The 21945-nt window shown below is 71.5% G+C and carries 18 protein-coding genes; 10 read left to right on the plus strand and 8 right to left on the minus strand.

The genetic code is table 11. The features are described 5' to 3' along the window. Nucleotides 1-11: 11 nt before the first annotated feature. Nucleotides 12-932, plus strand: a complete 921-nt coding sequence (locus BLS95_RS27970; protein WP_090937506.1) for an aminoglycoside phosphotransferase family protein — start codon at nucleotides 12-14, stop codon at nucleotides 930-932. 30 nt (nucleotides 933-962) lie between these two features. Here the strand turns inward: BLS95_RS27970 and BLS95_RS27975 are convergent, their stop codons facing one another. Next, on the minus strand, nucleotides 963-1883 hold the full coding sequence (locus BLS95_RS27975) for an NADP-dependent oxidoreductase (protein ID WP_245765316.1): 921 nt from the start codon (nucleotides 1881-1883) through the stop codon (nucleotides 963-965). A 143-nt stretch (nucleotides 1884-2026) separates the two neighbouring features. Between BLS95_RS27975 and BLS95_RS27980 the strand changes: the two genes are divergently transcribed. From BLS95_RS27980 to BLS95_RS27995, 4 genes are all read left to right on the plus strand, one after another. Further along, nucleotides 2027-2578, plus strand: coding sequence for a hypothetical protein (locus tag BLS95_RS27980; RefSeq protein WP_090937508.1), 552 nt, complete (start codon nucleotides 2027-2029; stop codon nucleotides 2576-2578). Continuing rightward, the gene (locus BLS95_RS27985; protein ID WP_090937511.1) at nucleotides 2578-4674 is read left to right on the plus strand and encodes a flotillin family protein; all 2097 of its coding nucleotides are present in this window, start codon (nucleotides 2578-2580) and stop codon (nucleotides 4672-4674) included. The genes BLS95_RS27980 and BLS95_RS27985 overlap by 1 nt, the downstream gene beginning before the upstream one ends. Nucleotides 4675-4747: 73 nt before the next feature. Beyond that, the gene (locus tag BLS95_RS27990; RefSeq protein WP_090937516.1) at nucleotides 4748-9556 is read left to right on the plus strand and encodes a DNA repair ATPase; all 4809 of its coding nucleotides are present in this window, start codon (nucleotides 4748-4750) and stop codon (nucleotides 9554-9556) included. Further along, on the plus strand, nucleotides 9553-9981 hold the full coding sequence (locus BLS95_RS27995) for a hypothetical protein (RefSeq protein ID WP_090937519.1): 429 nt from the start codon (nucleotides 9553-9555) through the stop codon (nucleotides 9979-9981). The genes BLS95_RS27990 and BLS95_RS27995 overlap by 4 nt, the downstream gene beginning before the upstream one ends. Nucleotides 9982-9995: 14 nt before the next feature. Here the strand turns inward: BLS95_RS27995 and BLS95_RS28000 are convergent, their stop codons facing one another. Next, the gene (locus BLS95_RS28000; protein WP_090937522.1) at nucleotides 9996-10859 is read right to left on the minus strand and encodes a 4-hydroxy-tetrahydrodipicolinate synthase family protein; all 864 of its coding nucleotides are present in this window, start codon (nucleotides 10857-10859) and stop codon (nucleotides 9996-9998) included. Nucleotides 10860-10930: 71 nt separating this feature from the next. Between BLS95_RS28000 and BLS95_RS28005 the strand changes: the two genes are divergently transcribed. After that, nucleotides 10931-11800: a LysR family transcriptional regulator gene (locus BLS95_RS28005; RefSeq protein ID WP_090937525.1), complete on the plus strand. Its 870-nt coding sequence runs from the start codon at nucleotides 10931-10933 to the stop codon at nucleotides 11798-11800. Nucleotides 11801-11836: 36 nt separating this feature from the next. Here the strand turns inward: BLS95_RS28005 and BLS95_RS28010 are convergent, their stop codons facing one another. Next, the gene (locus BLS95_RS28010; protein WP_245765317.1) at nucleotides 11837-12439 is read right to left on the minus strand and encodes a TetR/AcrR family transcriptional regulator; all 603 of its coding nucleotides are present in this window, start codon (nucleotides 12437-12439) and stop codon (nucleotides 11837-11839) included. 82 nt (nucleotides 12440-12521) lie between these two features. Between BLS95_RS28010 and BLS95_RS28015 the strand changes: the two genes are divergently transcribed. Further along, complete coding sequence (locus BLS95_RS28015) at nucleotides 12522-13475, plus strand: quinone oxidoreductase family protein (RefSeq protein ID WP_090937532.1); 954 nt, start codon at nucleotides 12522-12524, stop codon at nucleotides 13473-13475. Between the two features lie 7 nt (nucleotides 13476-13482). Here BLS95_RS28015 and BLS95_RS28020 read toward each other — a convergent pair whose 3' ends face one another. Then, a complete protein-coding gene (locus tag BLS95_RS28020) occupies nucleotides 13483-14427 on the minus strand; it encodes a serine hydrolase domain-containing protein (RefSeq protein ID WP_245765318.1) in 945 nt (314 codons plus the stop codon). A gap of 144 nt (nucleotides 14428-14571) precedes the next feature. Between BLS95_RS28020 and BLS95_RS28025 the strand changes: the two genes are divergently transcribed. Further along, complete coding sequence (locus tag BLS95_RS28025; protein ID WP_090937536.1) at nucleotides 14572-16011, plus strand: ATP-binding protein; 1440 nt, start codon at nucleotides 14572-14574, stop codon at nucleotides 16009-16011. A gap of 28 nt (nucleotides 16012-16039) precedes the next feature. On the opposite strand, the gene BLS95_RS28030 is transcribed toward BLS95_RS28025, so the two are convergent. Further along, on the minus strand, nucleotides 16040-16585 hold the full coding sequence (locus BLS95_RS28030; RefSeq protein ID WP_090937539.1) for a flavoprotein: 546 nt from the start codon (nucleotides 16583-16585) through the stop codon (nucleotides 16040-16042). Nucleotides 16586-16714: 129 nt separating this feature from the next. On the opposite strand from BLS95_RS28030, the gene BLS95_RS28035 reads away from it, so the two are divergent. Further along, the gene (locus tag BLS95_RS28035) at nucleotides 16715-17695 is read left to right on the plus strand and encodes a polyprenyl synthetase family protein (RefSeq protein WP_090937542.1); all 981 of its coding nucleotides are present in this window, start codon (nucleotides 16715-16717) and stop codon (nucleotides 17693-17695) included. A gap of 5 nt (nucleotides 17696-17700) precedes the next feature. Here BLS95_RS28035 and BLS95_RS28040 read toward each other — a convergent pair whose 3' ends face one another. Together BLS95_RS28040 and BLS95_RS28045 are read right to left on the minus strand one after the other, a co-directional pair. Further along, the gene (locus tag BLS95_RS28040; protein ID WP_090937544.1) at nucleotides 17701-19140 is read right to left on the minus strand and encodes an MFS transporter; all 1440 of its coding nucleotides are present in this window, start codon (nucleotides 19138-19140) and stop codon (nucleotides 17701-17703) included. A 39-nt stretch (nucleotides 19141-19179) separates the two neighbouring features. Further along, nucleotides 19180-19902, minus strand: a complete 723-nt coding sequence (locus tag BLS95_RS28045; RefSeq protein ID WP_218136012.1) for a class I SAM-dependent methyltransferase — start codon at nucleotides 19900-19902, stop codon at nucleotides 19180-19182. 246 nt (nucleotides 19903-20148) lie between these two features. Here BLS95_RS28045 and BLS95_RS28050 point away from each other — a divergent pair, with 246 nt between their 5' ends. After that, nucleotides 20149-21411 carry an LCP family protein gene (locus BLS95_RS28050; protein WP_245765319.1) on the plus strand — a complete coding sequence of 421 codons (1263 nt, stop codon included), beginning with the start codon at nucleotides 20149-20151 and terminating at the stop codon, nucleotides 21409-21411. Here BLS95_RS28050 and BLS95_RS28055 read toward each other — a convergent pair. Beyond that, nucleotides 21408-21887: a tetratricopeptide repeat protein gene (locus BLS95_RS28055; RefSeq protein ID WP_090937550.1), complete on the minus strand. Its 480-nt coding sequence runs from the start codon at nucleotides 21885-21887 to the stop codon at nucleotides 21408-21410. The two genes, BLS95_RS28050 and BLS95_RS28055, sit on opposite strands and share 4 nt — an antisense overlap. Nucleotides 21888-21945: the final 58 nt, after the last annotated feature.

A 21945-nucleotide genomic window follows, 5' to 3' on the forward strand; every position in this document is an offset into this window, starting at 1 on the left:
AGACTGGGAGCATGCGGATCAAGGTGCCGGCGGCGTTGACCGAGTCGCACGTGAAGTTCGACGGGGAGGCCGGTCGCGCCTGGTCCGCCGGGCTGCCCGCGCTGGCCGAGCGCTACCTGGCCGAATGGGACCTGCGGCTCGACGGCGAGCCCCGGCACGGGGTGGTCTCGCTCGTGCTGCCGGTGGTCCGTGACGACGGCACCAGGGCCGCGCTCAAGCTACAGCCCGTCTCCGACGAGAACGACACGGAGGCCCACGGGCTGCGCGCCTGGGCCGGGGACGCCTCGGTGCTGCTGCTCGACTCGGACCCGGAGACCGGCACCCTGCTGCTCGAACGGCTGCACGCCGAGCGGTCCCTGTCCGGCGAGCCGGACGAGACGGTCGCGCTGGACATCCTGACCGGCCTGCTGCGCCGCCTGGTGGCGCATCCCGCCCCCGCGGGGATGCGCCGGTTGGCGGACATCGCCCGGGCGATGCTCGACGACGTGCCCGGCGCCGTGGCACGGCTGCCCAGGGAGCGGGACCGCCACTGGCTGCGGTGGTGCGCCGCGGCGGTCGCCGAGCTCACTCCCGACCTCGGGCCCGGCGACCGGCTGCTGCACTGGGACCTGCACTACGACAACGTGCTGGCCGCCGACCGGGAGCCGTGGCTGAGCATCGACCCCAAGCCGCTGGCCGGCGATCCTGGCTTCGACCTGATGCCCGCCCTGCACAACCGGTGGGACGAGGTGGTCGCCTCGGGGGACGTGCCGCGGGCGGTGCTGCGGCGCTTCGACTTCATGGTGGACGGGCTCGGCCTCGACCGCCGGCGCGCGGCCGGATGGACGCTCGGCCGGGTGCTGCAGAACTCGCTGTGGGACGTCGAGGACGGCGCGCGCGAGCTGCAGGAGGTCCAGCTCGCGATCGCCGAGGCCGTGCGCCTCAGAGCGTGACGGAGACCCTTCTCGAAGCGGCCGTGCGGCTCAGAGGGTGAGGACGATCTTGCCTCGGCCGTGGCCGGTCTCCATCTCCCGGTGCGCGTCCGCCGCCTCCTCCAGCCGGTACGCCCGCCGCACCGGGAACACGAACTCCCCCTCGGCGTAGAGGGCGGCGTAACGCCCGAGCCGCTCCGCCGTACGCTCGCCCCGGACCGTCTGGATCCCCAGCTCGGCCGCCCTGCCGTGCTCGACCATGGTGATGATGCGGGACCGGTCCGCGACCAGCTCCAGCGACACCTCCAGGGCGTGCCCCCCGGCCCCGTCCAGCGCCGCGTCCACCCCGCCGGGGGCGAGCGCCCGCACCCGGTCGGCCAGCCCCTCGCCGTAGACGACCGGGAGTGCCCCCAGACCGCGCAGGTAGTCGTGGTTGGCCTCGCGGGCGGTGCCGATCACGGTGGCGCCGCGCCGGCGGGCGATCTGCGCCGCCGCCGCGCCCACGTTTCCCGCCGCCCCGTGCACGAGGAGCGTCTCCCCCGCCGCCAGGCCCATCGTGTCCAGCGCCATCTCCGCGGTCTGCACGCCCGCGGTGAGCCCGCCGGCCACCTCCCAGGGCACTCCCGCCGGCTTGGCCGCCACGTGGGCCGCCGGGACGACGACGTACTCCGCGTAGGCGAGCAAGCTGCAGAAACCGAGCACCTCGTCGCCCACGGCCACCCCGGTCACCTCCGGGCCCACCTGGTCCACCACGCCCGCGAACTCGTTGCCCGGGATGCGCGGGAAGTCGAGCGCCAGGCCCGGCGGCTCCCACCCCGCGCGTATGGCCGTGTCGAACGGCTGCACCCCGGCCGCCCGCACCCGGACCCGCACCTGGCCCGCACCCGCCCGGGGCGCGGGCACCTCCATCACCTTCAGCACCTCAGGCCCGCCCGGCTCGGTGAACGCCGCGGCCCTCATCACCTCAGTCATGGCTTCCACCCTGCAACCTCAACCCAAGTCGAGGTCAACCGCCCGAATTTCCATACCAAGTCGGGAACTTTCATCTTTACCTGGGCTTTATATGTATTAGAGTCCGTCAGGACATCAACGGGGACGGGGTAGACCGAGGCGGGATGACCGAGTTCTTAGACACCGTATTGCGCTTTCCTACGGTCATTTTCACTTTTCTGCTGGTGGTGGTCGTCGCTTATTGGCTGGTCGTCGCCACCGGGCTGTTCGAGTTGGACGACGACGCCGCGTGGCTGGGTCTCGGGGGAGTACCCGGCGGCGTCGCGCTCTCGCTGCTGATCGCGCTGGCCTGGCTGCTGGCCCTGATCGGCAGCCAGGTGACGAGCGGCGGCCCGCTGGCCGTCGTGCCCTTCGCCGCCGCGGCCGGCGCCTGGCTCGCCACCCGTGGCCTGCTGGTTCCGCTGCGCAGGCTGTTTCCCGAAGGCGACCGGCACTCGCGCGGCGACTTCGTCGGCCAGATGTGCGTGATCCGCACCGGCGCGGCCACCCCCGACTTCGGCCAGGCCGAAGTCACCGCCGCGGACGGCTCGTCCGCGATCGTGCAGGTACGCACGACCGGCCAGGACCGCCTCGCCCGCGGCGACAACGCCCTCATCTTCGAATATGACAAAGACGGCGAATTCTTCTGGGTCATGCCCTACGAAAGCGAGCAATGATGGACGTCATCTCCACTGGCTTCGGCATATTCCTCGCCGTCGTCCTGGTCGTCGTGATTGGCCTGCTCATCGTCATCGGCCGCCTTTTCCGCAAGGTCGAACAGGGCAAGGCGCTGATCGTGTCGAAGGTCAACAAGGTTGATGTGACGTTCACCGGCGCCGTGGTTCTGCCCGTCGTCCACAAGGCCGAGATCATGGACATCTCGGTCAAGACCATCGAGATCGAGCGCACTGGCCGCGAGGGGCTGATCTGCCGGGACAACATCAGGGCGGACATCAAGATCACGTTCTTCGTCCGGGTGAACAAGACCGCCGAGGACGTCATCAAGGTCGCCCAGGCCATCGGCACCATGCGCGCCAGCGACGAGGCGACGCTGCAGGAGCTGTTCAGCGCCAAGTTCTCCGAGGCGCTCAAGACCGCGGGCAAGCACCTCGACTTTGTGGACCTCTACACCAAGCGCGACGAGTTCCGGGACGAGATCATCCGGCTCATCGGCACCGACCTGAACGGCTACAGCCTGGAGGACGCCGCCATCGACTACCTGGAGCAGACCGCGCTGCTCCAGCTCGACAAGAGCAACATCCTCGACGCGCAGGGCATCCGGAAGATCACCGAGCTGACGGCCATCGAGCACGTGCGCACGAACGAGTTCCAGCGCAACGAGGAGAAGGAGATCACCCGCCAGAACGTGGACGCCCGCGAGGCCATCCTCGAACTCCAGCGCCGCCAGGCCGACGCCGAGCTCAAGCAGCGGCGCGAGATCGAGACGGTCAAGGCCCGCGAGGAGGCGGAGATCGCCCGCGTACAGGCCGAGGAGCGCCTGCGCGCCCGTACCGCCGACATCAAGACCGACGAGCAGCTCGGCGTGCAGCAGGAGAACCAGGCGCGCGAGGTCGCGGTCGCCGCGAAGAACCGCGAGCGCGTGATCGCGATCGAGTCCGAGCGCATCGAGAAGGACCGCGCGCTGGAGGTCATCTCCCGCGAGCGGGAGACCGAGCTGTCGCGCATCGCCAAGGACAAGGAGATCGAGAGCGAGCGGCGGGCCATCGCCGAGGTCATCCGCGAGCGCATCGCGGTCGACAAGACCGTGGCCGAGCAGGAGGAGAGCATCAAGCGGCTGCGGGTGGTCGAGGAGGCCGAGCGCACCCGGCAGAGCGTGATCATCGCCGCTGAAGCCGAGGCGCAGGAAAACCTGGTCAAGGACATCAAGGCCGCCGAGGCCGCGGAGGCCGCCGCCAAGTTCAGGGCGCGCGAGGAGCTCACGCTGGCCGAGGCCCGGCAGCAGGCCGCCGAGCTGGAGACCCGGGCCAAGATCCGGCTGGCGGAGGGCGTGCAGGCCGAGTCGGCCGCCGGCGGGCTGGCGCAGGTGCAGGTCAGGGAGCGCGACGCCGAGGCCATCGAGAAGGTCGGCCGCGCGGAGGCCGTGGCGCTCACCGAGCGGCTGCGGGCCGAGGCCGACGGCGCCAAGGCCATGGCGCTGGTCGAGGGCGAGCGGCTCAAGGCGCGGGCCGCGGGCGAGGAGGCGCTGGCGCTGGCCGGCGCGACCGCGGTGGGCGAGAAGCTGAAGGCCGAGGCCGAGGGCCTGACCCAGAAGGCGGCCGCGATGGCGGCGCTGGACGAGGCGAGCAGGTCGCACGAGGAGTACCGGCTGCGGCTGGAGGCCGACAAGGAGGTCCGGCTCAAGCACATCGAGGTGTCGCGGCACGTGGCCGAGTCGCAGGCGAGCGTGCTGGCGGCCGGGCTGGCCAAGGCCAACATCGACATCGTCGGCGGCGAGACCATGTTCTTCGACAAGGTGGTCGGCTCGATCACCGCGGGCAAGGTGGTGGACGGGTTCGTGGACCACTCGGAGGTCGCGGGGGCGCTGGTCTCGCCGTACGTGAACGGCTCGGCCAGCCTGGCGGCCGACCTGGCGAGCGTGGTCGGCGGCGTACGCACCGAGGACCTCAAGAACCTGACCGTGTCCGCCCTGCTCATGCGGCTCATCCAGGACGGCGGCCCGCAGTCCACGGCGCTCGGCGAGCTGCTGGAGGCGGCCCGCCGGCTCGGCGTGGCCGACTCGCCGGTGGCCGCGCTGACGGGGGCGAAGAGCTGACGGTGAGCGAGCGTGGCGAGCGGACCACCGGTCACAGCGCCGTGACCGTGACGACGACGGAGGAGAAGGGCCCGTGACCGTGGCGGAGACGGAGCTGGCGGCGGGGACCTACGAGGTCCTCAGGAACCGGCTCCAGGTCCAGGCCAAGGCCCTGGCCGGGGCGGCCGAGGCGCTCAACGCGGCGCGGCTGCGCGTCTTCGGCGGCACGGAGCTGCGGCTGCTCGGCACCGAGCGGATCCGCACCGAGAACAACTGCGTCCCCAGGGACATCGTCTCCCTGGGTGACGTGATGTTGTTCGGCTACAACGTCTTCATCGGGCTCAAGCCGGAGACGACGGTGGCGGACGTGTTCGCGGTGCACCGGTTCTCCAGGGACGGGGAGGCTTTCAGGTTCGATCCGGACCGGCTGGAGACGCTGGACGACCCGGCCTTCCGCAAGGACTTCGCCGAGCTCTACCGCTATTACAAGGAGACGCGGCTGCAGCAGCTCCGGCGGGTGGACGGCAGGCTGCTGGCGGTGTTCCAGACCGGGCCGGCCGACCAGCGGGTGCTGCGCTGGGCGGTCAGCAACGGCGGGGTCCCGAAATATCAGGACAACAGGGGGGAGCGGGACCACGTCTTCCCTCCGGCGCACGACTTCGAGTGGACCGCGACCACCCGCGACGACCACGTGCTCGGCCGCCACCCGCACATCTCCATCGGCGGCGAGGTGTTCGTCGAGACGGTCGGCGGCGACCTCACCATCAAGATCGAGGACAACACGGAGTCCGGCGCCGGGATCTACGCCGAGCCGGTCGCCGAGCCGCTGCAGAGCCTGGCGGACGCCGACGTCGAGCACGCCCGCGTGGGGCCGCTCATCCTCATCCGCGTCCGGCCGTACAAGGAGAGCGAGTGGCGCCACCTGGTCTTCAACACCCGTACCAAGGCGGTCGTACGGCTCGACGGCATCGGGCGGGCCTGCCGGCGCCTCCCCGAGGACCAGGGGCTGATCTTCCCCGGCGGTTACTACCTGGCGACCGGGGTCAGCAAGACGTTCGACACGGACGTGGCGGACCTGGAGTTCGAGCAGGTGGTGCGCTCACCCAACGGCGAGGACGTGCTGTACGTCTTTCACGCGAGAGGTGACGGGCGCTCGTTGCTGCTGCCGTACAACGTGATCAGGAAGGAGGTGGCCAACCCCATCGTCTGCCACGGGTACTCGCTGTTCGACGACGGCACGATGGTGGTCTTCCGGGCCGTCTCCGAGGAGCCGACCCGGGTCCATCCGATGCAGGTGTGGCAGACGCCGTACGTGTCGGACACCTATGCCGCCGCCCAGCCCGCCGGGACCGGCCCCCTGGAACGCATCGGCAACGCCGAGCTCGTACGCGGCATCTCCGACTGCCTGTCCGTCTCCCGCATGGTCGCGGAGATGGCGCCGTCCGCCGGCACCTTCGAGGCACTGATCGCGGCCTGCACCCGGGCCTTCGACTCCTACCACTGGCTCGGCGAGCACGGGCTGCGCGCGCCGCTGGCCGACGTACGCGCCACCGCCGAGCAGGTGCTCGACGAGTACGAGAACGTCGAGCAGCTCACCCGCCAGGCCACCCGGGAACTCGCCGCGGCCGAGGAGGAGACCACCCAGCTCGTACGGAGGGCCCGCGCCGGCGATCCGGACACCGCCGACGCCTGGGTCACCACCCTGGCCACGCTGCGCAGGGCCCAGGGCCGACTGATGACGCTGCGCGAGGTCCGCCACATCGACGTGGCCGCGCTGGACACGCTGGCCTCCTCGGTGGCGGACGAGCTGGCCTCGGTGGGCCGGCGGGCGGTGGCCTTCCTGGCGGGCGCTGAGGCGTTCACCGGCTACCACGCCGCCGTCGAACGGCTGGCCGCCGACGCGGCCGGCATCGGCACGGTCGCCGAGGCCGCCCCCGTCGCGGACCGGCTGGCCGAGCAGGCGGAGGGGCTGGAGGTGGTGACCGAGGTGGTCGGCTCGCTGGACATCGCCGACGCCACCGTGCGCACCTCCATCCTGGGCCGGATCGCCGAGGTGCTCGGCGGGGTGAACCGGGCCAGGGCCGTACTGGACGGCCGCCGGCGCGAGCTGCTGGGCGCGGAGGGCCGGGCGGCCTTCGCCGCCGAGTTCGCACTGCTGGGCCAGGCCGTCACGGGTGCGCTGGCGATGGCCGGCACCCCGGACAAATGCGACGAGCAGCTCGGCCGGCTGCTGCTCCAGCTGGAGGGCCTGGAGTCGCGCTTCGGCGAGTTCGACGACTTCGCCGCACAGTTGTCGGCCAAGCGGGAGGACGTCTACGAGGCGTTCTCCGCCCGCAAGCAGACCCAGCTCGACGCCCTGGCCCGGCGGGCCGACCGGCTCTTCGCCTCCGCCGAGCGCGTCCTGGGCGGCATCACCAGGCGCCTGGCCGCGCTGGGCTCGCCGGACGAGATCAACACCTACTTCGCGACCGACCCCATGGTGGCCAAGGTGCGCTCGGTCGCCGGGGAGCTGCGCGGGCTCGGCGACGCCGTACGGGCGGAGGAGCTCGAAGGCCGGGTCAAGGCGGCGCGGCAGGAGGCCGGGCGGGCGCTCAGGGACCGCCTGGACCTCTTCTCCGACGGCGGCGCGACGCTGCGCCTGGGCCGCCACAACTTCGCCGTCAACACCCAGCCCATCGACCTGACGCTGGTGCCGCACGACCAGTGGATGCACCTCGCGATCACCGGAACCGACTACCGCTCGCCGGTCCCCGAGTCGTTCGCCGACACCCGCCCGTTCTGGGACCAGCTCCTGGTCTCGGAGACGCCGGAGGTCTACCGCGCCGAATACCTGGCCACGTCGCTGCTGGACTCGGCCACCCCCGGCACGCCGCTCGCCGACCTGGTACGCCAGGCGGCCTCGGACCGGTACGACGAAGGCTACGAGCGCGGGGTCCACGACCACGACGCCACGGCCATCCTGGACGCCCTGGTGCGGCTGCGGGAGGGCGCCGGGCTCCTGCGCTACCCGGCCGAGGTGCGGGCGGTGGCCCAGCTCTTCTGGGCGTTCGGCCTGACGGAGGTTTCACGTAAAACATTCACCACCCGTGCCGTGTCGCTGACCCGGGCCGGCACGGTCTTCGGCCGCCCGCCGGCCCTGGACGCGCTGGCCGCGGAGCTGGGCGTCCTGATCGCCGGGTTCACCGCGGGGCTGGGGGGCATGGCAGGGGCGGCGGAGCCGGCCGGGGAGTACCTGGTCGAGGAGCTGGGCGGGACCCCCTTCAAGTTCGTGACCGGCAAGGCGGCGCGCGAGGTGCTCGACGGGTTCCGGCAGGAGCTGGGGCCGGTCAGGACACGGGAGTTCGAGGAGGACCTCAAGGCCGTACCCCTGCCCGAGCGCCTCCAGCTCGCGCAGGCGTGGCTGGCGGCCTACCACCAGGGCCCGGAGACGGCCGAGGCCGTCGCCCTGCAGCTGTGCGACTTGCCCCGCCACGAGTCCAGCGCCGCCACGGCCGTCACCGTGGACGGCCTGCTCGGCGCCCATCCCCGCATCCGGGATCGCAGCCTGGAGCTCAGGATCGACGAGATCCTCACCAGGACGCGCACGTTCGAGCGGGAGCGGATCCCGGCCTACCGCGCATACCAGCGCCGCCGGGCCGAGCTGATCGAGGCCGAGCGGCGCCGGCTGCGGCTGGAGGAGTACAAGCCCAAGGTCATGAGCGCCTTCGTGCGCAACCGCCTGCTCGACGAGGTGTACCTGCCGCTCATCGGCGACAACCTGGCCAAGCAGCTCGGCGCGGCGGGCGCGGGCAAGCGCACCGACCAGATGGGCCTGCTGCTGCTCATCTCGCCGCCCGGCTACGGCAAGACGACCCTGATGGAATATGTCGCCAGCCGCCTCGGCCTGATGTTCGTCAAGGTCAACGGTCCCGCCCTGGGCCACGAGGTGACCTCGCTGGACCCGGCGGACGCGCCCGACGCGACGGCCAGGCAGGAGGTGGAGAAGATCTCGTTCGCGCTGGAGGCGGGCAACAACACGCTGCTCTACCTGGACGACATCCAGCACACCTCGCCGGAGCTGCTGCAGAAGTTCATCTCCCTGTGCGACGCCCAGCGCCGCATCGAAGGGGTCTGGAACGGCCGCACCAGGACGTACGACCTGCGCGGCAAGCGGTTCGCGGTGTGCATGGCGGGCAACCCATACACCGAGTCGGGCACCCGGTTCCGCATCCCGGACATGCTGGCCAACCGGGCCGACGTGTGGAACCTGGGCGACGTCCTGTCGGGCAAGGACGAGCTGTTCGCGTTGAGCTACGTGGACAACGCCCTCACCTCCAACCCCGTGCTGGCGCCGCTGGCCGGCCGCGACCGCGCCGACGTGGAGCTCCTGGTACGGCTCGCGAAGGGTGACCAGACGGTCCGGCCGGACCAGCTCCGGCACCCGTACGGCAAGCCGGAGCTGGACGAGATCCTCAGCGTGCTGGCCAAGCTGGTGCGCGTGCAGGAGGTGGTGCTGGCCAACAACCGGGCCTACATCGCCTCGGCAGCCCAGTCCGACGCCGCCCGCACCGAGCCGCCGTATCGGTTGCAGGGCTCCTACCGCAACATGAACAAGCTGGCCGAGCGCATCGTCCCCGCCATGAACGACACCGAGCTCGAAGCGGTGCTCGACGACCACTATGTGGGCGAGGCCCAGACCCTGACCGCCGACGCCGAGGCCAACCTGCTCAAGCTGGCCGAGCTGCGCGGCCGCCTCACCCCGGCCCAGGCCGCCCGCTGGGCGGAGGTCAAGGCGGCCTACCTGCGGGCCAAGGCGCTCGGAGGCGCCCAGGACGACCCGATGACCCGGGCGGTGGGCGCGCTCGGCCTGCTGGCGGACCGGGTCCGCGAGGTCGGCTCCGCCATCAGGGACTCCGACCGATGAGACGCATCCTGGCCACCACCGCGGCACTCGCGGTGGCGGCGGGCTCGTCCGCGGTCGAGTTGGCCGGGTTGGAAGAGACCGTGGAGGACTGGCAGCGGCGCAACGGTCCCTGCTACTGGTTCCCCACGTCCGCCCGGCTGCTCTCGACCGGCACGCACGGGGAGGGGCGACGCCGGCCGCTCCCGGTGCCGCATCCGCTGGAGCCGGGCGGGGAGGTCGTCTACCAGGTCACGGGGCAGATCGGCGACCCGGACGGCTCGCCCTGCCATTCGGAGGGCACGGCCAACGGGTGGATCGTGGCGCCGCTGCGGTTCCGGTGGCTCGGCGTCACCCGTACGCAGGCGGTGCGGCTGAACCGTAAGCTCGCGGTCACCCGCGATCCGGCCGCGCTCACCGGCCTGAGCGTCACCCCGCTGTCACGGTGAGCGCGGGCGCGTGGCTATGCGAGGAGGCGAGCCCGTGACACGGCGGCGGGGCCGGCGGGCAGCAGCGGCAGCCGCACGTCCGGGGTCGGGATCAGGCCCTGGGCGTGCAGGACGCCCTTGATCACGGTGGGGTTCGGCTCGGCGAAGAGCGCGGCCGACAGCCGGGCCAGCCGGTGCCCGAGCGCCCTGGCCCGGCCGGCGTCGCCTTCGTGCCAGGCGGCCACCAGCTCGACGAACCCTCTGGTGTCCACGTGAGCGGAGGCCAGGATCCCGCCCGCGGCCCCCAGCGCCAGCAGCGGTGACACGAACGCGTCGTCCCCGCCCAGCACCTCGAACCCGGCGGGCAGGTCGCCGAGCAGGTCGACCGTCTCCTGGTCGATGCCGCCGGCCGCGTACTTCACCCCGGCGATCATCGGATGCGCCCCGAGCCGCCGCAACGTCGCCGCCCCGACCGCCTGCCCGGTCCGGTACGGGATGTGGTAGATCACCAGCGGCACCGGCGTCTCCTCCGCCAGCGCCTCAAAGTGCGCCACCACGCCGCGCTCGCCCGGCCGCAGGAAGTACGGGACGGTCACCAGCGCGGCCCCGGCGCCCTCGGGCAGGTCGCGCAGCGCCCGGGCCGTCGAGCGCGTGTCGTTGCCCGTCACCCCCACCGTCAGCAGCGCCTGCCGCTCCGCGCAGACCCGCGCGCAGATCTCGACCACCCGCGCCCGCTCCTCCGGTTCGAGCGCGGCCACCTCGGCGGTGGTGCCGAGCGCGACCAGCCCGGCCGCGCCCTGGTCGAGCACGTGGTAGGCGAGCTTCTCGATGGCGTCCACGGCCACCTGTCCGGCCGAGTCGAACGGGGTGACCAGCGGTACGTGCAGTCCTCTCAACATGCTTCGAGCCTGGCCCGCCGGAACCCGTTAGGTCCAGCGCGGATTTCTTCGTTCGAGCCTAAGCTGAGCTTATGCTTGACCCACGCAAGCTCCACCTGCTCCGCGAACTGGCCAGGCGGGGCACCATCGCCGCCGTCGCGCAGGCGGTCACGTTCACGCCCTCCGCCGTCTCCCAGCAGCTCAGCGCCCTGGAGCGGGAGGCCGGCGTGCCGCTGCTGGAGCGTACCGGGCGCACCGTGACCCTGACCCCGGCCGGGCTGCTGCTGGTGGAGCACGCGCAGGCCGTACTCGAACAGCTCGACCGCGCCGCGGCGGCGCTGGCCGCCACCCGGGGCGGGCCGTCCGGGCCGCTGCGGATCGGCGCGTTCCCGACGGCGGCCCGCGTGCTGCTGCCTCCCGCGCTCGCCGGCCTGACCGCCGACCATCCCGGACTGGAGCCGATGGTCGCCGAGATCGACCCCGCCGACGTCTCGGCCGCGCTGGGGGCAGGCGAGCTGGACGTGGCGCTCGTGCACGAATACGACTTCGTACCGCCGGTCACCGACGCCTCCATCGAGACGGAGCCGCTGTTCAGCGAGCCGATGTACCTCACCGACCGCCCCTCGGTCGCCGCCGCCCGGGCCGACGCGTGGATCACCAACAAGCCGGGCACCCTCTGCCACACGATGGCGATCAGGGTCTGCCAGGCGGCCGGGTTCGAGCCGCTCGTACGGCACCACATCGACGACTTCGACACCGTGCTCGCCTTCGCCGCGGCAGGTCAGGGCGTCGCGATCGTCCCCCGCCTGGCGGCCACCGATCCCCCGCCGGGAGTGCGGCTCACCCGCCTGCCCCTCAGCCGCCGCACCCTGGCCGCCTTCAGACGGGGATACGGCGCGCACCCGGCGATCCGAGCGGCCATCGCCGCCTTCCGCACCGCCGTCCCGCACCTGCCCTTGTGACGCCCACCCGCCATCCCGCGCCTGCCCCTGTGACTCCTACCCGCCGCCCAAGGCCCCTCTGTCCAGCAGTCCCCTGACCAGCGTGGCGAAGGCGGCGGCGAGCCGCTCGTGCTCCCCCGCCCGCAACCGGCTCGCGATCGGCTCCATGTGCAGGGTGCCGAGCAACATGTGGGCGATCAGCTCGGCGTCCACCTCCGGCCGGGCCTCGGCGATCAGCCCGGACACGTGCCCATGCCAGTAGAGGTAGATCGGATTGGCCTCCCTGGGCGTCTCCGCGGCCTTCCTGGTGACCATGGCGTGCTCGTGCGCCGCCATGAGGTTGCCGTTGCGCGACGCGAGCAGCGCGACCGCCGTGAAGAACGCGACCAGCCGATCCACCGGCTCCGCGCCCGGGCCGAGCGGCGGCGGCCCCGTGGCGATGGCCTGCTCCAGCTCGCGCGCCCGCTCGGCCATGAGCTCCACCATGAGCCCCGCCCGGCTGCCGAACCGGTGGAAGACCGTCCCCTTGCCCACCCCGGCCGCGGCCGCGACCCGCTCGATGGAGACCTGCTCGGGCGGGTGCCGCCGCAACAGCTCCTCGGCCGCCCGCAGGATCGCCTGCCGGTTGCGCGCGGCGTCGGCCCGCTCTCGACGTTCCATCCGGTCATTCTTTCCCATGGACAAACTTGACCAGTGGTCCACTATTATCTGGACTGCTGGTTCACTTAATTGGAGGGAAGACATGCGGGCGATCGTTCTGACGGAGACAGGCGGCCCGGAGCAGCTCAAGGCGACGGACGTGCCGCGCCCGAGCCCGGATTCCGGCCAGGTCCTCATCCGCGCCCAGGTCGTGGGCGCCAGCTACGCCGAGACCCAGATCAGGGCGGGCACGCTGCCGTTCCCCCTGTCGTTCCCCGTCGTGATCGGCGCGGAGGCCGCCGGCGAGGTGGTCGAGGTCGGCGCGGACGTCGATCCCGGGCTGGTCGGCAGCACAGTGGTGGGCGTGACGGGCGGCATCGGGGCCTATGCCGAATACGTGGCCCTCCCCGCCACCCTGACCTGCCCCGTGCCGGACGGCGTGACCCCGGCGGACGCGCTGGCCGCGGGCGCCCCCGGCGCGATCGCGCTGGCCCTGCTGCACCGGGCGAGGCTGGCAGGCGGCGAGACGGTCCTGGTGGAGGCGGGCACCAGCTCTGTGGGCGGCTACCTCGTGCGGCACGCCAAGGAGTTCGGAGCGGGACGGATGATCGCCACGGCCGGCTCGGCCGCCAAGCGGGACCTCGCTATCACCCAGGGCGCCGACGTCGCGCTCGACCACGGCTCCCCGGCCTGGACCGGCGAGCTACCGGACGTGGACGTCGCCTTCGAGGCCATCGGCGGCGCGTCGGCACGCCAGGTGCTGGACCACCTCACGCCCGGCTCGGGACGCATGCTCCACTACGGGCTGCTGAGCGGCGATCCGGCCGCCGTCACGGCCGCCGACCTGATGGAACGCGGGGTGACGATCAGCGGGTGCAGCGGGCCGGCGTGGGCCGCGGACGTGTTCGGCACGCACTATCCGGCGATGCTGGCGCGGCTCGCCACCGGCCGCAGCCGGGCCTACATCGACCGTACGCTGCCGCTGGAGGAGGCCGCCGAAGCCCACCGCCTCCTGGAAAGCCGCGCCCTCACCGGCCGGGTCCTCCTCACCCCCTGAGCCGGGTTCACCTGTCGAGAACGGCGTCGAGTACGGCCATCGAACTGGCGGGCTCCTGGTCGTACTCGCCGGCCGTGATGGCGACCACCAGCTCCTCATCCGGAACCACGAGCAGCCGCTGCCCGCCGTTCCCGATCGCCTCGACCCAGCGGCGCTCGCCGGTGCTCACGTACCACTGGTAGCCGTACTCGAACCCGTCCGCGATCACCACCCGTGGCCGCAGCATCTCCCGGATCCACTCGCCGGGCACGATGCCCTGCCCGCCGTCGAGCAGGAGCCGCCCGACGGCCGCCAGGTCGATCGGCCGCAGCCGCAACCCGGCCGCGGCCATCGCCAGCCCGTCATCCCCCTTGCTCCACTGGAAGTCCCCGATGCCGAGCGGCCGGAAGAGCGCACCGGCCGCGTACTCCTCCAGCGGCCTGCCGGCGCCCCGCGCGATGATCCCGCCGATCAGCGCCGTGGCGCCGCCGCAGTAGAGCCACCGCTTCCCCGCCGCTTCGACGACGGGCCGCTCCAGCACGTACCGGTATCGGTCCGGGGCCAGCTCCATGGCGATCTCGCTGTTGGCCGGGCTCGTGTAGGGCGCGTCCTCGTTCCAGTCGAGCCCGAGCGTCATGGTCAGGGCGTGCTCGATGGTCAGGTGAGCCCGCGCGGGGTCGGCCACCAGATCCGTATATTCCGGGAACTGCCCCATCAACCCCGCCCCCGGCTCCGGCACCAGCCCTTCCCCCAGCGCGATCCCGTACAGCAGCGCCACCACGCTCTTGGACACCGAGCGCACGTCGTGCAGCGTGTCCCGGCCGAACGCGACGTGCCCCAGCGACTCCCCCACCCGGTGATCCACCCCGGCCCCGTACCGCTCCAGAACGACGTTCCCGCCCCGCATCACCACCAGCCCGTGCAGGTTGGGCGCCTTCCCCGAACGCAGGACCGCCTCGATCCGCTCAGCCATCGCCACGATGTTCCTCCCAGAAAGTCGGCACATCCTGGCATACCGCCTCACACGGTGTCAGGCACAATTTCGCCGGGTAGGTAGCCGTCATCAAAGTAAGATTGGTTCTTACTAAGATGCAGTCTTACTTCTTGGAGGCGCGTCATGGTGGTCGAATTCTCGGGCCGGGAGCATGATCTCCGGATCCTGGACCAGCAACTCGGCCTGGTCCTGGAGCAGAGGCTGACGACCAGGGGCCGGGCCCTGATCATGACGGGGCGCCGGCGGGTCGGGAAGTCCCGGCTGGTGCAGGAGTTCTGCGACCGCTCCGGGCTGCCGCACGTCTTCTTCCAGGCGTCGCGCGGCCGTTCTCCCGCCGCGGAGCGCGGCGATCTGGTGCGGAGCATCGTCTGCGCCGGGTTGCCGCAGGCCGGCCTGGTCGACGGTGCCCACCCGCAGGACTGGAACGAGGCCCTGCGCACTCTTGCCACGGCGGCGGGTGACAGTCCGTGCATCCTCGTGCTCGACGAGGTGCCCTGGCTCGTGGAGCAGGATCGGGAGTTCGAGGGGGCCCTGCAGACCGCCTGGGACCGGTTCCTGTCGGCCCGGCCGATCCTGCTGATCCTCGTGGGCAGTGATCTGGCGATGATGGAGGCGCTGCAGGAATACGGCCGGCCGTTCTTCGGACGCGCCGCCCGGATGACGATCAGGCCCCTTCACCTGGCCGACGTCGCCGACATGACAGGTCTTCCTGCGGCCGAGGCCATGGACGCCCTGCTCGTCACGGGCGGTTTCCCGGAGATCGTCCGGTCCTGGGAGCCCGGGCTGTCCCGTACGGACTTCCTGCGCCGCAGCCTCGACTCCCCTCTCTCACCGCTGCTCGCGGCCGGCCAGCTCACTCTGCTGGGCGAGTTCCCCGGAGCCGGCCACGCAAGGACGGTGCTGGAGTCGATCGGCACCGGCGAACGCACCTTCGCCAACATCGCCGCGAAGGCCGGAAGCGCGGCTCCCCTGCCGTCGGGCACCCTTGCGCCCATCCTCAACACGCTGACGGCCAAGCAGGTCATCGCTGCGGATCTCCCGCTGTCGGCCCAGCAGGACACCAAGAACAAGCGCTACCGCGTCGCCGATCACTATCTGCGTTTCTGGCTGGCCTTCCTCCAGCGCGCGGTGGCCGAGAGTGAACGCGGCCGCCCGGACCTCGCGCTGCGGCGCATCGAGCGTTCCTGGACGGCATGGCGTGGCCGGGCGGTGGAGCCCGTCGTCCGCCAGAGCCTCGCCCGAGCGCTGCCGAACGACTCCTGGCCCGACACGGAAGAGGTCGGCGGCTGGTGGAATCGCCGGAACAACCCGGAGATCGATCTCGTCGGTGCTGACAAGGGGCCGGTCGCCGGCGACATCCACTTCGTCGGATCGATCAAATGGCTGGACAACCGCCCGTTCGATCGCCACGACTACGACGAGCTCGCGCGGGGCGCGGCCTTCGTGCCCGGCACGAGCGCCGCTACGCCCCGGATCGCCGTCTCCCGCGCGGGTGTGGAGCCCGGCCTCCCGCTCGAGCAGCTCTGGGGGCCGGAGGACCTGCTGGCCGCCTGGAGGTCCTGACCCGCCGCACGGTCCGGCGTCCTGGCCGCTACGGCATTTGGTCGGTGAGTTCTGTCAGTGCCTGGTCCCAGGGGTAGGTGTCGAAGTGGTCGGGGCCGGAGGTCGGCTCGTGGGGCTCGAAGCGGCCGGGGCCGATCAGCAAACGCACACCCTCCGCCCGCAGGTCCTCGACGCTGCGTCGGAAGGCCGTACGGGCGGCCAGGGCGCGGTTGACGAAGGGCAGCACCACGACCGGGATGCCGAGCCCCGGCGCCTCGGCGAGCAGGCCCAGGGCGTAGGTGTCGGCGATGCCGAGGGCGAACTTGTTGATCGTGTTGTACGTCGCGGGCGCGACGATGATCGCGTCGGCCCGCGGCGGCTTCGGCTCGTCCGGCTTGCGATACCGGCTGCGCACGGGACGCCCGGTCCGCCGCTCCAGCCCGGCCACGTCGATGAAGTCCAGCGCCGACGGCGTGGCGACGATCTGGACCACCCATCCCGCCTCCTGAGCCAGGTCCACGAGCCGGCCGACCTCGGCGGCCGGCCCCGCCGCGCACACGATGACGTAGAGAACCCGGCCCGCCGGTTCGGTCATGCGATGACTCCCAGGATCATGGTCGCGGCTGCCAGGATGCCACGCCCACCGCCCGGCGGGCGCCCGTGCCTGAGAAGGTCCTCAGTGTCTCTCAGGTCGGGCACAGCGGCCGGGACGCAGGCTGGAGACATGGATCAACTGCTGCGCAACCCCGTCATCGAGCGAGGACTGCGGAAGGTCGAGACCAGGGTCCGCCGGTTGAGCGGGTCGTCCGCGCTCCCCGGCATCAACGCCGGCACCGAGCGCATCGTCGCCGCCGGGGGCAAGCGGTTACGCCCGGCGATGACGCTCGCCACCGCCCTCGCCCTCGGCCACCCGCTGGACCGGCGGGTGATCACTGCGGCCGCCTGCGTCGAGCTCATCCACACCGGGTCGCTCGTGCACGACGACCTCATGGACCAGGCCACCGAGCGGCGCGGCGCCAGGACGCTCAACGCCGAGCTGGGCAGCGGCAAGGCCCTGGTCATCGGGGACTTCATGCTGGCCAGGGCCTGGCTGGCGGCCATCACCGCCGTGTCCAGGCCGGTGGCGGAGGTGCTGGCGGCCACCGTGGTGGAGCTGGCCGAGGGCCAGTACCTGGAGACGACCGACCTGTTCGACCCGGCCCGCACCGAGGAGAGCGCGCTGCGGTCGATCACCGGCAAGACCGCCGCGCTGTTCAGGGCCGCGTGCCTGGTGGCCGCCGTCTGCGCGCAGGCTCAGGCCGAGGACCGGGCGCGGATGGCGGCGTACGGCGAGAAGTTCGGGCTCATCTTCCAGGTGCTCGACGACCTGCTGGACCTGACCGCCCCCGGCGACCGGCTCGGCAAGCCCGCGGGGAACGACCTGCGCCAGGGCGTCTACACCCTTCCCCTGCTGCTCGCCGGGGCCGACGTGGGCCACCTGCTCGGCCGGGACATGGACGACGAGCAGGTGGCCGAGGTGCTGCGCAGGCTGCGGGCGAGCCGGATGGTGGACCACACGATCGCGTACTGCCGCGGCCTGGCCTCCGACGCCCTCGCCGCCCTGCCCGTGCTCCACGACCCGGAACTGGCGGACCTCCTGTACGGCCTCCCCACCGCGTACATCGATCACGTGGCGGCCGTCGCCCGGCTCACCCCGGTCACTTGAGAAGGTCAGGCCGGCCGGGGCGCGTCGGCCGTGGTGAGCGGCGGCGCGATGGCCTCCAGGCCCCTGCGTTCGGCCTTGACCCCGAGGAACAGCTCGACCAGCCCCGCGGCGATCATCACCAGCGCGCCGATCGCGAACGCCAGCGCCGTGTCTCCCGGCACCCCGGTCGCCACCAGCGAGGAGAACAGCAGCGGGCCCGTGATGCCGCCCGCGGCGGTGCCGATCGCGAAGAAGAACGCGATGGCCATGGCCCTGGTCTCCATCGGGAAGATCTCGCTCACCGTCAGATAGGCCGAACTGGCCCCCGCCGAGGCCACGAACAGCACCACCGACCAGCACGCGGTCAGCGTGACCGCGGTGAGCGAGCCCTGCGCGAACAGCCAGGCCGTGCCCAGCAGGAGCACGCCGGAGCCGATGTACGTGGCCGAGATCATCGGGATCCTGCCGACCGTGTCGAAGAGCGGGCCGAGGAGCAGCGGGCCCAGGAAGTTCCCGACCGCGATGACCGCGAAGTAGTAGCCCGTGTGCGTGTCGATCTTGAAGAACGTGGCCAGGATCTGCGCGTACCCGAAGGTGATCGCGTTGTAGAGGAACGCCTGCCCGATGAACAGCGACAACCCCAGCACCGTCCGCTTGGGATAGAGCGCGACCATGGTGTGCGCGATGCGCAGGAAGCCGATCGACTTGCGCTGGTGCACGGTCGTCGACTGCTCCGGCTCCGGCAGGTCCCCGCCGACCCGCCGCTCGATGTCGCCGACGATCTCCTCGGCCTCCCGGTCCTTGCCGTGGATGAACAGCCAGCGCGGGCTCTCCGGCACGTTGCGGCGGACGAGCAGGATGGCCAGGCCCAGCACCACGCCCAGGCCGAAGGCGACCCGCCAGCCGATGTTCACCGGCAGGTCGTTCAGCAGCGGCACGGTCAGCAGCGCGCCACCGGCCGCGCCGAGCCAGTAGCTGCCGTTGATGATGATGTCGATGCGTCCCCGGTGCCGGCTCGGGATGAGCTCGTCGATGGCCGAGTTGATGGCGGCGTACTCGCCCCCGATCCCGAACCCGGTCAGGAACCTGAACAGGAAGAACCACCAGGCGCTGAAGGAGAAGGCCGTCATCAACGTCGCCACCAGGTAGACGACCAGCGTCAGGATGAACAGCTTCTTACGGCCGAACCTGTCGGTCAGCCAGCCGAAGAAGAGTGCCCCCGAGCAGGCTCCCGCCACATAGAGCGCGGCGGCCACGCCCGCGACCTGCGCCGCGGTGATGTCCAGGCCGCTTCCCGGCCGGGCGAGCTGCGCGGACAGGTTACCGACGATGGTGACCTCAAGGCCGTCGAGGATCCAGACCGTGCCAAGACCGATGACGATCATCCAGTGCCAGCTGGACCATGGCAGCCGGTCCAACCGGGCGGGGATTTTGGTGCTTATCGTGCCGGTTCCCACGTCGCTCATGGCGCATACGGATACCCGGTAAGCGCGTGGCAAACATGATCAGGGTTTCCTGGCCTCCACCAGCTCGGTCCTGAACCACGGGCCGCCGTACCAGAACCGCCGGCCGGCGTCGCGCCGGCGTACGTCGGTCACGCCGAGGTCGCGCAGCGTGGCCTCGTACGCGGGGGCGTGCTGGAAGTCGGCGATCAGCATGAGCCCGCCGGGCCGCAGCACCCGGTACGCCTCGCCGAGGGCCCGCGTGCGCCCCTCGGCGTCGCGGACGTTGTGGATGACCTGGCTCGACACGATCACGTCGAAGGCCCCGTCGGCGAACGGCAGCTCGCGGATGTCCCCCGTCACCAGCTCCACCCGGTCGGAGACGCCCTCGGCCACGGCGTTCGCCCGGGTCGCCGCCTCCTTGTTGCCCGACTGGTCCTTCGTGCTCCACCGGTCGACGCCGGTGGCCCGCCCCCGCGCCAGCCGCTCGGCCGCCAGCAGCAGCACCGCTCCCCGGCCGCAGCCGAGGTCGAGCAAACGCTCGTCGCCCTCCAGCCGGCGCAGCTCGGCCGCCCAGACGACGAACTTCCCGCGCCGCGTCGTGTAGAGATAACTGGCCGCGCTGGTCAGCGTGTAGAGCCCGCCGAGCGCGAAGGCGACGCCCGCCGCGGGGATGTCGAGCACGAACGAGACTCCCGCCAGGGCCAGCAACATGATCGCCCCGAACAGCAGCCCGGCCAGTGCCCAAGGCGCGTCAAAACCGTAACTACCGTGTCGCTTGCGCACATTCACGTTATATCTCAACGATGACTTGGCGGGGAATTGACCAACCCTTTCCCTGTGCAGCGCCAATCACGCACAAGCCATTACTAAGGTGACCTGAACGGGTGTGCAGTGGGGGTTTGACCAGGGATGACGGGTAAAGACCGTGGACTCGGACTGGGAGCCAGCATCGTGTTGACATTGAGTTCCGCCGTTTTGTGGGGGGTTGCCCATGTGGCCGCCGACCGCCGCAAGACCGGCATCGCACTCATGGCCGTATACCTCCTGATGCTCGCCGGCATCCTCACGCTGTTCACCGCGTTCAGCTCACGTCTGCTGTCGCTGGCGGTCCAGCCCCGCTGGCTGATCGTGCTCACCGTGGCGCTGGTGGTGATCGCGCTCGCCTGGACCGGCGTGATCATCTGGTCCTTCCTCCTGGTACGCCCGCCGAGCACCGACACGGTCGGCCGCTTCCTGACCACGACCCTGACCCTGGCCCTGTGCGCGCTGATCCTGATCCCGACCGTCTACGCCGCCCGGTTGAGCTACCTCTCCCGCGACGTCGTCAACAGCCTGTTCTCCAGCGGCGGCGCGGCGGTCCCCGCCGACGACCCCTGGCACGGCGCCCGGCACGTCAACTTCCTGCTCCTCGGCGGGGACTCGGCTCCCGGCCGGCCCGGCGTACGCACCGACAGCGTCACCGTGGCCAGCGTGGACACCAGCACCGGCGCGACCACCCTGTTCGGCCTGCCGCGCAACCTCCAGCGCATCCAGTTCCCCGCCGGCCCGGCCAGGGACCGCTTCCCGGCCGGCTTCACCGGCGACGGCCCCGACACGCCGGGCCTGCTCAACGAGATCTTCCAGTTCGCCGAGGACCATCCCGACATGGTGCCCGGCGTGCCGAAGGGCCAGCGCGGCCCGGCGCTGATCAAGCAGACCGTCAGCGAGATCCTGGGCATCCCGGTGAGCTACTACGCCCTGATCGACATGAAGGGCTTCGCGCAGATGATCGACGCCGTCGGCGGCGTACAGGTCACCATCAAGCAGCCCATCGTGTACGGGAAATACCGCGAGGGCCTGCTCCCGGCCGGCACCCGCAGGCTGTCCGGCGAGGAGGCGCTCTGGTTCGGCCGCTCCCGCACCGACAGCGACGACTATGTCCGCATGGGCCGCCAGAAGTGCCTGCTCAACGCCCTGGCCAAGCAGGCCGACCCGATGACCGTGCTCAACAGCTTCGAGCGCCTGGCCACGCTCACCAAGCGCTTCATCTCCACCGACATCCCGCAGGAGGTCCTGCCGGCCGTGGTGGACCTGTCCCAGAAGATGAAGGGCACCAAGATGCGCAGCCTCAGCTTCGTGCCGCCGCTGATCGACACGGCGAACCCCGACTGGCGCCTCATCCGCCGCGAGGTCACCGAGGCCCTGGACGAGCAGCGGCGTCCCACGGGCAAGCCCGTGACCGCCGCGCCGCGGGAGCCGGCCGCGGTCCAGAGCCCGGACCAGCCGGTCACCCTGGACGCGACCTGCGCCTAGACCGTCTCGTCGAGGTGGTCGGCGTAGTAGGCGATGGCCCGCCGATACCTGTCGGCCTGGTCCGACTCGGCGACCACCTTGAGCAACGTCGCGACCGCCTCGCCCGAGCGGCCGGCGTTGTGCAGCGCCATCGCCATGAACGTCCGCAGCCCGGCGTCCTGCGGGAACTCCGCCAGCCCCCGCAGGAACGTCTCCAGCGCGTCGTCAACCCGGCCGAGCACCCGTAGCGTGCTGCCGAGCCCGGTGTAGGCCCCCAGCCGGTCGTCGGCGCCCAACCCCTGCCCCGCCAGCGCCCGCTGGTAGTAGGGCACCGCCTCGGCCTCCAGGCCGAGCGAGTCGTGCACCCATGCCGCCTGGTAGGCCACCTCGGCGTCGTCGGGGTGCCGGGCCGCGAGCTCGACCAGCAACTCCCGCGCCTGCTCCCGCTCGCCCGTCTCACGCAACCGCACCGCCCGTGCGAGGTCGATATCACGCATGCACCGAGTGTGGCATGATGGTGACCGTCCAGAACGGAAACGATTTTCATACTCATCA

The sequence above is a fragment of the Nonomuraea jiangxiensis genome (assembly GCF_900099965.1).
GTDB classification, from domain to species: Bacteria; Actinomycetota; Actinomycetes; order Streptosporangiales; family Streptosporangiaceae; genus Nonomuraea; species Nonomuraea jiangxiensis.